Source organism: Enterobacter cloacae complex sp. GYL001, from assembly GCF_049237125.1.
Lineage (GTDB): Bacteria > Pseudomonadota > Gammaproteobacteria > Enterobacterales > Enterobacteriaceae > Enterobacter > Enterobacter hormaechei_C.
In genome coordinates this window covers 199,615-213,097 of the sequence record NZ_JBMKGW010000008.1, presented here as the reverse complement: position 1 = coordinate 213,097, position 13,483 = coordinate 199,615, and the positions used below count along the sequence as shown (strand labels likewise).

The 13,483-nt window shown below is 53.7% G+C and carries 6 protein-coding genes; 4 read left to right on the top strand and 2 right to left on the bottom strand.

From position 1 onward, the window contains the following. Window positions 1-880 precede the first annotated feature (880 nt). Both rcsD and rcsB read left to right on the top strand, forming a co-directional pair. The gene (gene rcsD, locus ACOTWU_RS15850) at window positions 881-3,553 is read left to right on the top strand and encodes a phosphotransferase RcsD (protein ID WP_017383411.1); all 2,673 of its coding nucleotides are present in this window, start codon (window positions 881-883) and stop codon (window positions 3,551-3,553) included. 16 nt (window positions 3,554-3,569) lie between these two features. Then, complete coding sequence (rcsB, locus tag ACOTWU_RS15845) at window positions 3,570-4,220, top strand: response regulator transcription factor RcsB (RefSeq protein ID WP_003859405.1); 651 nt, start codon at window positions 3,570-3,572, stop codon at window positions 4,218-4,220. 84 nt (window positions 4,221-4,304) lie between these two features. On the opposite strand, the gene rcsC is transcribed toward rcsB, so the two are convergent. Both rcsC and gyrA read right to left on the bottom strand, forming a co-directional pair. Further along, on the bottom strand, window positions 4,305-7,151 hold the full coding sequence (gene rcsC / locus ACOTWU_RS15840) for a two-component system sensor histidine kinase RcsC (protein WP_017693023.1): 2,847 nt from the start codon (window positions 7,149-7,151) through the stop codon (window positions 4,305-4,307). A gap of 135 nt (window positions 7,152-7,286) precedes the next feature. After that, window positions 7,287-9,923, bottom strand: a complete 2,637-nt coding sequence (gene gyrA / locus ACOTWU_RS15835) for a DNA topoisomerase (ATP-hydrolyzing) subunit A (RefSeq protein ID WP_017693022.1) — start codon at window positions 9,921-9,923, stop codon at window positions 7,287-7,289. A 146-nt stretch (window positions 9,924-10,069) separates the two neighbouring features. Here gyrA and ubiG point away from each other — a divergent pair, with 146 nt between their 5' ends. Continuing rightward, the gene (gene ubiG / locus ACOTWU_RS15830) at window positions 10,070-10,798 is read left to right on the top strand and encodes a bifunctional 2-polyprenyl-6-hydroxyphenol methylase/3-demethylubiquinol 3-O-methyltransferase UbiG (RefSeq protein WP_006811346.1); all 729 of its coding nucleotides are present in this window, start codon (window positions 10,070-10,072) and stop codon (window positions 10,796-10,798) included. 349 nt (window positions 10,799-11,147) lie between these two features. After that, window positions 11,148-13,433, top strand: a complete 2,286-nt coding sequence (nrdA, locus tag ACOTWU_RS15825) for a class 1a ribonucleoside-diphosphate reductase subunit alpha (protein ID WP_023295072.1) — start codon at window positions 11,148-11,150, stop codon at window positions 13,431-13,433. The last annotated feature ends 50 nt before the right edge of the window (window positions 13,434-13,483 follow it).

The window sequence follows — 13,483 nt, the reverse complement described above, 5'->3', positions numbered from 1 at the left end:
TTATTGATTTTTCGCGAAACCATTTGATCATATGACAAGATGTGTATCCACCTTAACTTAATGATTTTTACCAAAATCATTAGGGGATTCATCAGAGCAGAGCTGGTACCAGGAGGGACAGTACTTTAACTTTCATTTTATTAACCCTCTGTTATATGCCTTATTATTTACCACTGCTTACTGGTCAACCCTCTTAACCAGTCGGCAAGTTCATTCTCCTCAAAAATGCAGAATAATCCAACAGGAATATGATACGAAAACTTTGAAGATGTTTCACTTTACCATCAACATGTTTCAATTTGTAAATTTGATGGAACTTTTACAGAGCATAAATAGTTTAAAAATATAGCACGGATAATCAAAACAAAAATATATTCTATTTAATACAAGTGATTAGCTTAAAAAACAGTACAGCACTGAATGACAAAAAAATTCCCTTCAACACCACTAAAATAACTCTCGCTATCATCATTAACTTTATTTATTACCGTCATTCAGTTCTGAATGTCTGTTTATCCCTAATTGAACCGGATGCTTCGCATTCGGTTTTTTTTTACCTTTCTTTACGTCAGCCTACATTTTATGTGCTACCCCTCAGAAATGATAACGACTATTAACTAAATCCAGCATCCGGCTTTCACTGAATTCTTTTTTATGCTATTGAAATTAATTTCTTGTTTATTCGTGCTATTTTCCTGCCGGTGCGATCGCGTATTTATACATTTCACGGGGTTTTGTACACCTTTCATCCGGGGACGTTGAAGCCGCTTACCCGGATAAAAAGTCAAGGTCATACCGTTAACGACGCTGGAAATTCAGTTATTACCCTTTATACTGCCCTATCCCATTACCGCGCGGCCATTACGGGTTAAACACATCGATGAGTCAGACTGAAACTACCGCCCCGAGCAAATTCTCCCTTCTACCGGGCAGCATCACCCGTTTCTTTCTTCTGTTGATCGTTGTGCTGTTAGTCACAATGGGGGTGATGGTTCAGAGCGCCGTTAATACCTGGCTTAAAGATAAAAGCTATCAAATCGTCGATATCACCCATGCGGTGCATAAGCGCATTGATACGTGGCGCTATGCGACCTGGCAAATCTACGACAACATCGCTGCCGCGCCTGCCACCTCGTCAGGCGAAGGGTTGCAGGAAACGCGCCTTAAGCAGGATGTGTATTACCTTGAAAAACCGCAGCGCAAGACGGAAGCCCTGATTTTCGGCTCGCACGACAGCGCAACGCTTGAGATGACGCAGCGGATCTCCTCCTATCTGGACACCCTGTGGGGCGCCGAGACCGTACCGTGGTCAATGTATTACCTGAACGGTCAGGACAACAGCATGATCCTGATCTCGACCCTGCCGCTTAAGGATCTTTCGTCCGGCTTTAAAGAGACCACCGTTGGCAGTATTGTGGATTCCCGTCGGGCAGAAATGCTGCAACAGGCCAACGCGCTGGACGAGCGAGAAAGTTTCTCGTCACTACGCCGTCTTGCCTGGCAGAATGGCCACTACTTTACGCTGCGAACCACTTTTAACCAGCCGGGCCATCTGGCGACCGTGGTTGCCTTCGACCTGCCGATTAACGATCTCATCCCACCGGATATGCCGCTGGACAGTTTCCGTCTGGAGCCAGACAACAGCACCCAAAATATGCGCACGCCGTCGGATAAAGAAGGCGCGGACAGCGTAGCGATCTCCTTTAATGGCTCAAAGATTGAGATTGCCTCATCGCTCAACTCAACCGGTATGCGTCTGGTGTGGCAGGTGCCTTTTGGCACCCTGATGCTTGATACTCTGCAAAACATTCTGCTGCCGCTGTTGCTGAATATTGGCCTGCTGGCGCTGGCGCTGTTTGGCTACAGCACCTTCCGTTTCCAGTCGGGCCGCCAGAGCGACTCGACGTCGGTATCAGCCGGGACCAGCAACGAGTTGCGCATTCTTCGTGCCCTGAATGAAGAGATTATTTCCGTGCTGCCGCTTGGGGTGCTCGTTCACGACCAGGAGGCTAACCGCACGGTAATGAGCAATAAAATTGCCGATCACCTTCTGCCGCATCTTAACCTGCAAAATATTACGGCCATGGCGGACCAGCACCAGGGCGTTATTCAGGCCACCGTTAATAATGAACTGTATGAGATCCGTCAGTTCCGCAGTCAGGTCGCCTCGCGCACGCAAATCTTCATCATTCGCGATCAGGATCGCGAAGTGCTGGTGAATAAAAAGCTCAAGCAGGCGCAAAGGCTGTACGAGAAAAACCAACATGGCCGCGCGGCGTTTATGCAAAATATTGGCGATGCCTTTAAACAACCGTTGAAGTCACTCGCCACGCAGATTGCTGATCTGAGCACGCCGGAAAGCCGACAGCTCAGCAGCCAGGCCGACTCACTGGTTCGTCTGGTGGACGAAATCCAGCTTGCGAACATGCTGGAAAATGATATCTGGAAGGGCACCCCTACGCTCTTCTCCATCCAGGACCTGATTGATGAGGTGGTGCCGGAAGTCCTGCCGGTGATCAAGCGCAAGGGACTCCAGCTGCTGATCAACAACCATTTACCGGCCAACGACGAACGTCACGGCGATCGCGATGCCCTGCGTCGCATCCTGATGATGTTGATACAGTATGCCGTCACCACGACGCAGATCGGCAAGATCACCCTTGAAGTCAGCACCGATGAGTCCACCGACGATCGTCTGACGTTCCGCATTCTGGATACGGGCGAAGGCGTCACAGTGAGCGAAATTGATAACCTGCACTTCCCGTTCCTGAACGATACCCAGCGCGACCACTACGGTAAGGCGAATGCCCTCACCTTCTGGCTTTGCGATCAGCTGGCGCGTAAGCTGGGCGGTCATCTGAACATTAAGGCCCGCGAATCCCTCGGCACCCGCTACTCTTTACACGTGAAAATGGCGGCGAATCCCCAGGAAGAGGATGAAGAGCGTCTGCTGGACGATGTGGTGGTGATGGTGGATGTGACCTCCAGTGAGATCCGTAATATCGTCGTTCGTCAGCTGGAAAACTGGGGGGCGTCCTGCATTACCCCGGACGAAAGGCTCGCGAGTCAAGAATTTGATCTATTTTTAACTGATAATCCGTCTAATCTTACTGCCTCAGGCTTGCTTTTAAGCGATGATGAGCCAGGCGTGCGGAAAATCGGCCCTGGGCAGCTGCGCGTCAACTTTAATATGAGCAATGCAATGCAGGAAGCTGTATTACAACTGATTGAAGAGAATCTGGCGCAGGAAGAGATCCTGGAGTCACCGTTAGGCGGCGATGAAAATGCCGAACTCCATGCCAGCGGATATTATTCGCTCTTCGTTGATACAGTACCAGATGATGTTAAGCGGTTGTATACTGAGTCCGCTGCGCAGGATTTTGCAGCGCTGGCACAGACAGCACACCGGCTTAAAGGGGTGTTTGCCATGCTTAATCTGGTTCCCGGCAAGCAGTTATGTGAAACGCTGGAACATCTAATTCGTGAGAAAGATGCCTCTGGCATTGAAAAATACATCAGCGACATTGACGCTTACGTCAAGAGCTTGCTGTAGCAAGGTAGCCTTATACATGAACAATATGAACGTAATTATTGCCGATGACCATCCGATTGTACTGTTCGGTATTCGCAAATCACTTGAACAGATCGAGTGGGTGAATGTAGTCGGTGAATTTGAAGATTCCACAGCCCTCATTAACAATCTGCCTAAACTTGATGCGCACGTGCTCATTACCGATCTCTCCATGCCTGGAGATAAGTACGGTGATGGGATCACGCTCATCAAATACATTAAACGCCACTTCCCGGACATTTCGATCATTGTTCTGACCATGAACAATAACCCGGCGATCCTGAGCGCCGTTCTGGATCTCGATATTGAAGGGATTGTGCTGAAACAAGGCGCACCTACCGATCTGCCAAAAGCGCTGGCGGCGCTACAGAAAGGGAAGAAATTCACTCCTGAGAGCGTCTCACGCCTGCTTGAAAAAATCAGCGCGGGTGGCTATGGCGACAAGCGTCTCTCGCCTAAAGAGAGTGAAGTTCTGCGTCTGTTCGCTGAAGGTTTCCTGGTCACTGAAATCGCCAAAAAGCTGAACCGCAGTATTAAAACCATCAGTAGCCAGAAAAAATCCGCGATGATGAAGCTGGGTGTGGATAACGATATCGCCCTGCTGAACTATCTCTCTTCCGTGACGCTGAGCGCAACGGACAAAGATTGATCTTCGCTGTCTACGCCGGGTGGCGCTCGCGCTTACCCGGCCTACAACCGCCGGAGAAATAAAAAAGGCCCTTTCGGGCCTTTTTTATTGTCTCGCTTTTCGTACCCGCTCCGCATACACGGATAGCGTCTGCTTCAGTACATCCAGCGTGACCGGCTTCGACAGGCAGCTGTCCATTCCCGACTCCAGACAGCGCTGCTTTTCCTCCGCCAGCGCGTTGGCTGTCACCCCTACCACCGGCAGCGTCAGCCCCAGCTGTCGGATACGCTGCGTCAGACGATAGCCGTCCATGTTAGGCATGTTCACATCGCTGAGCACAATATCAATATGGTTCTTACTTAAGACATTCAGGGCATCCACGCCATCATTGGCCGTTTTACACTGATAGCCCAGAGAGCCAAGCTGATCTGCGAGCAGACGACGGTTAATCGGATGATCGTCGACGACCAGAATCATCATATCGTCGTTCACCGACGCCAGCTCATCAGGGGAAGCCAGCACGGTGGCGCCGTCGCTGTCCTCAAGCTGCACGCTGTAAATACGCGCCAGCAAGCCCAGCAGCTCGTGCGGTGTCGCCACGCTGTGCACCCATACCCCAGGCGAACGCTCAAGCGGAATACCGATATGACGGCGGCAGAACATCACCACGCCGCGCCCCGCCCATGCCTGCTCCGGCTCAACGTCGGTGATCAGCATGTCATCCGCGTCCGGCGTCTGGCCTTCGTAGCGTGAAACCCGCACGCCGCTGCTGGTCAGCATCGAGGTCAGGAAATCATGTAAGGAGGCGTTGTGCACCGCCAGCCAGCAGTGCTTATCGCTCAGCCCGTCGACCGTGGTTTTCGCCGGATAGTGCGCCGAATAGAGCGGAATACGAATAGTGAACTGGCTGCCCATCCCTGGCTCTGTATCGACGGAGATATCTCCATCCATCATACTGATAAGCTTCTCGCAAATCGCCAGACCTAGCCCGGTCCCCTGGAAATTACGCTGGACGCCGGTTCCCACCTGGAAGAACGGATCGAACAGGCGAACGACCTCTTTCGCCGGAATGCCAACACCCGTGTCGCGCACGCGAATGGTCAGGTACTCCCCTGCCCGACAGACGTGCAGCACAATACAGCCGATATCGGTGAATTTGATGGCGTTGCTCAGCAGGTTTGAGATGACCTGTTGCAGACGCATCGGATCGCCATGCAGCGTCAGCGGCACATCCGGCTCGATAAAGCAGTACAGCCCAAGCTGTTTACGCACCACCAGCGGCAGGTAGTTAGCGCAGATATGGTTCATCACTTCGCGCGGGGAGAACTCGCGCGGCTCTATTTTCAACTGCTCGGATTCAATTTTAGAGAAATCGAGAATATCGCTGATGATTTTCAGCAGCAGGCTGGACGAGTTGTTCATGGCCGTCACCAGCCGGTCGACCCCTTTCGGCAGCTCTTTGGTCTGGAGCAGGTCGAGGTTACCGATAATGCCGTACAGCGGCGTTCGCAGCTCATGGCTGACGGTCGCGAGGAACATCGATTTCGACTGACTGGCCTGCTCCGCCGCCTGCGCCATATCCTGCAATGACTCTTCCATTTTCACGCGCGCAGAGACGTCCACCAGCACGCAAATGGCCACGTTTTCATTGCGGTAGCGAGAATGGACGAAGCTGATTTGCAGGTTGGTGTGGGTGCTGGTCAGCACATCCACAAAGTTAACCTGCTGACCGCAGATGATCTGCGTTAACCGCTGGCGGTCTTCATGCGTGAGCATGTTCAGGTAGTTATGGGCAAGCTCATTACTGAGGATATTTGTCCCGTCCTGAGTACGCAGGATGCAGATCCCCACCGGCGCCGAGGCGACAATTTTACGGTTAAACTGCTCATGCTCTTCCAGACGCTGAGCATCCGCTTCCGCCGGAATAAAGATCCGCCGCTCATACATTCTCGCCAGCATAAACAGCGCGACGCCTACCGCGATGTTCAGCAAAATGGCGTTAAGTATCAGGATGCGAATGCGCTCCAGGACCTTGTCCACCGGCAGCGAGTAGACAATGCTCAGCGACGATGGCGGTAAACTTTTCTTCAGCACCAGCTCGCGGAACCCGGAAGTATAGCCAAACCATGACCGCTCCTGCATCCAGCTGGGTTCCACCTTCAGGCGGTTTTCAGGCCCGGTAAGGGAGATGAGCGGATGGCCGTTTTCATCCAGAATGGTCACGCCCATCGGCAGACTGCCCGGCGTGAAGAAGTTTTCCATGCGGATGGTTTGTTCAATCCCCAGCAATGCTTGCAGGCGGTTTCCGAGGTAAACCGGAGTCAGGGCATAGAAATAGCCGACGCCCATGCGCGGCCCCTGGCTTATCCAGAAGATGTTGTTCCCGCGCTCTTCCTGAGGCGCATTGCGGTATTTCACTATACGCTCATGCAGACTTTTCAGCGCGTCTTCGCGTTCGACGGGCATATCCCGCAGGCCGAAATCCGCCATGCAGAGATTTTCGTTGCCAATCAGGTAGACACGGTTCAGATCGTAGGCGGCCGAGAAATTATCGCGCCAGTAGCGCATAAACCATGACAGGGACTCCAGTGAACCACGCCAGGCTTTGCTCATGGCGGAACAATCGGAGTCCGGGAAGAGCGGTTCGAAATCAGGTACTTCGGTTTTTTCATCCCGACCGCGGATAGCAAGAATGCCGTTCTCCGCCGTGAGTCGATTCTCAGCAATATACTTAAGCTCTTTCATCACGTCAGACGTGCGCTGGATATAGCGCTGAGCCTGATCCGAGCTTAAGTTAAACTCCTGGCGGATCTCCGCTTCCTTCTGGTGTAACGCGTTAACGATGTAAAACACCGAGAGCAGTGCCACCAGCAACCATAGCAGTAGCGCAAGCGCCCGAAACAGATAGCGAGAGACTTTTAACGTGGTACGAAAGGAGACGAGGTATTTCAAAGGGGCGAGGCTCCGCCGTCGGGGTCAAAAAGAATGTGGTTAAGGTAGCGGTAAACGCGGCTTGTCGCAACGTTCACTTGTCTGCTTGCGCAAAACAAAAGGGCCGGAAACCGGCCCTTTATGCGTCAGGAGACGTTACTCGTCAGCGTCATCCGCTACTTCATCATCGGTGTCCGCTTCCGGGGCGATTTCATCATCCCCTTCCGCAACGCTGCCGTCGATAGAGTCGAGCTCTTCGTCATCCACCGGCTCAGCAACGCGTTGCAGACCGACGACGTTTTCATCTTCCGCAGTGCGGATGAGGATAACGCCCTGGGTGTTACGACCCACCACGCTGATCTCAGACACGCGGGTACGCACCAGCGTACCGGCATCGGTGATCATCATGATCTGGTCCGCGTCGTCCACCTGCACCGCGCCAACAACGGAACCGTTGCGCTCGGTCACTTTGATGGAGATAACGCCCTGCGTGCCGCGTGACTTGGTCGGGTATTCGCTTTCCGCCGTACGTTTACCGTAGCCGTTCTGGGTGACGGTCAGGATTGCGCCTTCGCCACGCGGAACGATCAGGGAAACCACGCTGTCTTCACCCGCCAGCTTGATACCACGCACGCCGGTCGCCGTACGACCCATTGCGCGCACGGCGTTCTCTTTAAAGCGCACCACTTTACCGGCGGCAGAGAACAGCATCACTTCATCGGAACCGGAGGTCAGATCCACGCCGATCAGCTCATCGCCTTCGTTCAGGTTCACCGCGATGATCCCGGCAGAACGTGGACGGCTGAACTCGGTCAGCGCAGTTTTCTTCACGGTACCGCTCGCGGTCGCCATAAAGACGTTCACGCCCTCTTCGTACTCGCGTACCGGCAGAATAGCGGTGATACGTTCGTTCGCTTCCAGCGGCAGCAGGTTGACGATAGGACGACCCCGCGCGCCACGGCTCGCTTCCGGCAGCTGATAGACTTTCATCCAGTACAGACGGCCCCGGCTGGAGAAGCAGAGGATCGTGTCGTGGGTGTTGGCCACCAGCAGACGGTCAATGAAGTCTTCTTCTTTAATACGCGCCGCAGATTTGCCTTTACCGCCACGACGCTGTGCTTCGTAGTCGGTCAACGGCTGATACTTCACGTAGCCCTGGTGAGACAGCGTCACTACCACGTCTTCGCGGTTGATCAGATCTTCAATGTTGATATCAGAGCTATTGGCCGTGATTTCGGTGCGACGCTCGTCGCCGAACTGATCGCGAACCAGCTCCAGCTCTTCACGGATCACTTCCATCAGGCGCTCTGCGCTACCCAGGATATGCAGCAGCTCGGCAATCTGCTCCAGCAGCTCTTTGTACTCGTCGAGCAGTTTTTCATGCTCAAGGCCGGTCAGTTTCTGCAAACGCAGATCCAGAATCGCCTGGGCCTGCTGTTCAGTCAGGTAGTACTGACCGTCACGCACGCCGAATTCCGGTTCCAGCCACTCAGGACGCGCAGCGTCATCACCGGCACGTTCCAGCATTGCCGCCACGTTGCCCAGATCCCATGGACGCGCAACCAGCGACGCCTTCGCTTCTGCCGGCGTCGGCGCACGGCGGATCAGCTCGATGATCGGGTCGATGTTCGCCAGCGCAACGGCCAGTGCTTCAAGGATATGGGCACGGTCGCGCGCTTTGCGCAGTTCGAAGATGGTACGACGGGTCACCACTTCACGGCGGTGACGCACGAACGCGCTCAGGATCTCTTTCAGGTTCATGATCTTCGGCTGGCCATGGTGCAGCGCAACCATGTTGATACCGAAGGAGACCTGAAGCTGAGTCTGGGAGTAAAGGTTGTTCAACACAACTTCACCCACCGCGTCGCGCTTGATTTCAATCACGATGCGCATACCGTCTTTATCAGACTCGTCACGCAGCGCGCTGATGCCTTCAACGCGTTTTTCTTTTACCAGCTCGGCGATTTTTTCAATCAGTCGCGCTTTGTTCACCTGATACGGGATCTCGTGAACAATAATGGTTTCACGGCCGGTTTTAGCGTCCGCTTCCACTTCGGCGCGGGCACGGATGTAAATCTTGCCGCGACCGGTGCGGTACGCTTCTTCAATACCGCGACGGCCATTGATGATTGCCGCCGTCGGGAAGTCCGGGCCCGGGATGTGTTCCATCAGCCCTTCAATGCTGATGTCTTCATCGTCAATGTAGGCCAGGCAGCCGTTGATCACTTCCGTGATATTGTGCGGTGGAATGTTGGTTGCCATACCGACGGCGATACCGGACGAACCGTTCACCAGCAGGTTTGGGATCTTCGTTGGCATAACGTCAGGAATTTTTTCCGTGCCGTCGTAGTTATCAACGAAATCAACCGTCTCTTTTTCCAGGTCAGCCATCAGCTCATGGGCAATCTTCGCCAGACGGATTTCCGTATAACGCATTGCCGCGGCGGAGTCGCCGTCGATAGAACCAAAGTTACCCTGACCATCTACCAGCATGTAACGCAGCGAGAAGGGCTGCGCCATACGGACAATGGTGTCGTACACCGCGGAATCACCATGAGGATGGTATTTACCGATTACGTCACCAACGACACGGGCAGATTTTTTGTAGGCTTTATTCCAGTCATTGCCCAATACGTTCATGGCGTATAGTACGCGACGGTGTACCGGCTTCAGGCCATCGCGGACGTCCGGCAGCGCACGGCCAACAATGACCGACATCGCATAGTCCAGATAGGAGCTTTTCAGCTCTTCCTCGATGTTAACCGGTGTAATTTCTCTCGCAAGGTCGCTCATCTAACCGCTATCCCTCTACTGTATCCCGGATTCAAAGGTCGCAAATTATAACACAGCCGCGGTGATACAGGTAAACCTATACGCTTTATTCACAGGGATTGCCTGATATACTCATTTGTCTTGCTAAATAAGGAGTAAAAGCGCCCATGAATGCCGAAAAATCCCCGGTGGCTCACAACGTTGACCACGAAGAGATTGCCAAATTTGAAGCGGTGGCGTCCCGCTGGTGGGATCTCGAAGGTGAGTTCAAACCTCTGCATCGTATTAACCCGCTGCGTCTGGGCTATATCGCGGAGCGTTCCGGCGGTCTGTTCGGTAAGAAAGTGCTCGACGTCGGCTGCGGCGGCGGCATCCTGGCGGAAAGTATGGCGCGTGAAGGGGCCACCGTCACCGGTCTGGACATGGGCTTCGAACCTCTACAGGTTGCGCGTCTTCATGCGCTGGAGTCCGGCGTACAGGTAGAATATGTCCAGGAAACCGTGGAAGAGCACGCGGCAAAACATGCGCACCAGTATGACGTGGTGACCTGCATGGAGATGCTGGAGCACGTTCCCGATCCGCAGTCGGTGGTCAGCGCCTGTGCAAAACTGGTGAAACCGGGTGGACAGGTCTTCTTCTCGACCATCAACCGCAACGGCAAAGCCTGGCTGATGGCCGTGGTAGGCGCGGAATACGTGCTGCGCATGGTGCCGAAAGGGACGCACGACGTGAAGAAGTTCATCAAGCCTGCCGAACTGCTGGGCTGGGTTGACCAGACATGGCTTAAGGAGCAGCACATGACGGGCCTGCACTACAATCCGCTGACGGATAAATTCAAACTGGCCCCAGGTGTGGATGTTAACTATATGTTGCACACAACCGCCAAAAACGACTAACGTCATCCGTTATTCTTATAATGATTGCGCGACATCATGTTGCGCAATTCTGACCTCCCGTTGAAGAAATCAGCACTCGATCAAATTTTGAATTTTTTTTCTTAATTATTGACATCTCTTCCAGGCCTTACGGCACGAGGACTTAGCCTTTTTTACCCTTTCACAACCTCAATTTAACGTCAAAATCAACCCTTGTGCTGAAAAGATTCGATACTAGAATACTCACCATATAGCGTTCTTCTTATCGCAAAACCCCTATATGTAGTATTTATCCACAGAGTTAGTCACAAGACGGTTCTGTGGATAAGCGGGGGATATTTTTTTATTTCACGGACAGGTAAAAACCCACATGAATCAGAGTCTGCTGGTGACAAAGCGCGACGGTACCACCGAGCGTATCAATCTGGACAAAATCCATCGAGTTCTCGACTGGGCAGCAGAAGGACTGAACAACGTATCTATCTCCCAGGTTGAACTGCGTTCTCACATTCAGTTCTACGACGGCATCAAAACGTCTGATATCCACGAAACCATTATCAAAGCCGCGGCAGATCTGATCTCCCGCGACGCACCGGATTATCAGTACCTCGCTGCGCGTCTGGCGATTTTCCACCTGCGTAAAAAAGCCTACGGCCAGTTCGAGCCGCCGAAGCTTTACGATCACGTAGTGAAAATGGTCGAGCTGGGCAAATACGACACGCATCTGCTGGAAGACTATACGGAAGAAGAGTTCGAGCAGATGAACGGGTTTATCGATCACTGGCGCGACATGAACTTCTCCTACGCGGCGGTGAAGCAGCTCGAAGGCAAATACCTGGTTCAGAACCGTGTGACGGGCGAAATCTACGAGAGCGCCCAGTTCCTCTATATTCTGGTGGCCGCCTGCCTGTTCTCTAATTACCCGCGTGAAACCCGTCTGGACTACGTGAAGCGTTTCTACGATGCGGTCTCTACGTTCAAGATTTCTCTGCCTACGCCAATCATGTCTGGCGTGCGTACCCCTACCCGTCAGTTCAGCTCCTGCGTACTGATCGAGTGTGGTGACAGCCTGGATTCCATCAACGCGACCTCCAGCGCCATCGTGAAATACGTCTCCCAGCGTGCCGGTATCGGCATCAACGCCGGTCGTATTCGTGCACTGGGCAGCCCGATCCGCGGCGGTGAAGCGTTCCACACCGGCTGTATTCCGTTCTACAAGCACTTCCAGACGGCAGTAAAATCCTGCTCTCAGGGCGGCGTGCGTGGTGGTGCAGCGACCCTGTTCTACCCAATGTGGCACCTGGAAGTGGAAAGTCTGCTGGTTCTGAAGAACAACCGCGGCGTGGAAGGCAACCGCGTGCGTCACATGGACTACGGCGTGCAGATCAACAAGCTGATGTACACCCGTCTGCTGAAAGGGGAAGACATCACCCTCTTCAGCCCGTCCGACGTCCCGGGTCTGTACGACGCGTTCTTCGCCGATCAGGACGAGTTCGAGCGTCTGTACACCAAATATGAAAAAGACGACAGCATCCGCAAGCAGCGCGTGAAAGCGGTCGATCTGTTCTCCCTGATGATGCAGGAACGTGCCTCTACCGGTCGTATCTACATCCAGAACGTTGACCACTGCAACACCCACAGCCCGTTCGATCCGGTGGTTGCGCCAGTGCGCCAGTCTAACCTGTGCCTGGAGATCGCCCTGCCGACCAAACCGCTGGAAGACGTGAACGACGAAAACGGTGAAATCGCGCTCTGTACGCTGTCCGCGTTCAACCTGGGTGCGATTAAGAGCCTGGACGAGCTGGAAGAGCTGGCGGTGCTGGCGGTTCGTGCGCTCGACGCCCTGCTGGACTACCAGGATTACCCAATCCCGGCCGCTAAACGCGGTGCAATGGGCCGTCGCACCCTGGGTATCGGCGTGATCAACTTCGCCTACTGGCTGGCGAAAAACGGCAAGCGTTACTCCGACGGCAGCGCCAACAACCTGACGCACCAGACGTTCGAAGCGATTCAGTACTACCTGATGAAAGCGTCCAACGAGCTGGCGAAAGAGCAAGGCGCGTGCCCGTGGTTCAACGAAACCACCTACGCGAAAGGCATTCTGCCAATCGACACCTACAAGAAAGACCTGGATGCGATCGTCAGCGAGCCGCTGCACCTCGACTGGGAAGGCCTGCGCGAGTCCATTAAAACTCACGGCCTGCGTAACTCCACGCTCTCTGCCCTGATGCCGTCCGAGACCTCTTCGCAGATCTCCAACGCCACCAACGGTATTGAGCCACCGCGCGGCCACGTCAGCATCAAAGCGTCGAAAGACGGCGTGCTGCGTCAGGTGGTGCCGGATTACGAAACGCTGGGTGACAACTACGAGCTGCTGTGGGAAATGCCAAACAACGACGGCTATCTGCAACTGGTGGGTATCATGCAGAAGTTTATCGACCAGTCGATCTCTGCCAATACCAACTACGACCCAACGCGCTTCCCGTCTGGCAAGGTTCCGATGCAGCAACTGCTGAAGGACCTGCTCACCGCCTACAAATTTGGCGTGAAAACGCTGTACTATCACAACACCCGTGATGGTGCGGAAGACGCCCAGGACGACCTGGTGCCGTCAATTCAGGACGATGGCTGCGAAAGCGGCGCATGTAAGATCTAAGCACTTCGCCGGGTGGCGCTACGCTTACCCGGCCTACGGTTTTGTAGGCC